Annotated in this window: 1 protein-coding gene; it reads left to right on the top strand. The window is 32.3% G+C overall.

The genetic code is table 11. From position 1 onward, the window contains the following. A partial coding sequence (gene nrfD / locus FUA24_RS08235) for an NrfD/PsrC family molybdoenzyme membrane anchor subunit (RefSeq protein ID WP_187388224.1) occupies positions 1-502 on the top strand: 502 nt, incomplete at both ends.

Raw genomic sequence — 502 nt, 5'->3', positions numbered from 1 at the left:
AATATTCCCTCCATATTTTGTTGCAGGAGCGGTATTCTCTGGTTTCGCAATGGTAAATACATTACTTATCATTATGCGTAAAGTATGTAATTTAGAAGACTATATTACAGTACAACACATTGAGTTAATGAACCTTGTAATTATGATTACAGGATCTATTGTAGGTGTAGCTTATATAACTGAGTTATTTATAGCATGGTATTCTGGTGTAGAATATGAACAATATGCATTTTTAAATAGAGCAACAGGACCATACTGGTGGGCATATTGGGCAATGATGACTTGTAACGTGTTCTCTCCACAGTTTATGTGGTTCAAAAAATTAAGAACAAGTATTATGTTCTCTTTCATTATTTCTATAGTTGTAAACATAGGTATGTGGTTTGAGCGTTTCGTAATTATTGTAACATCATTACACCGTGATTATTTACCATCATCATGGACTATGTTTTCTCCAACTTTTGTTGATATAGGTATCTTTATAGGTACAATTGGTTTCTTC

It is taken from the genome of Seonamhaeicola marinus (genome assembly GCF_008085455.1).
This window is presented reverse-complemented; position numbering and strand designations above follow the sequence as displayed.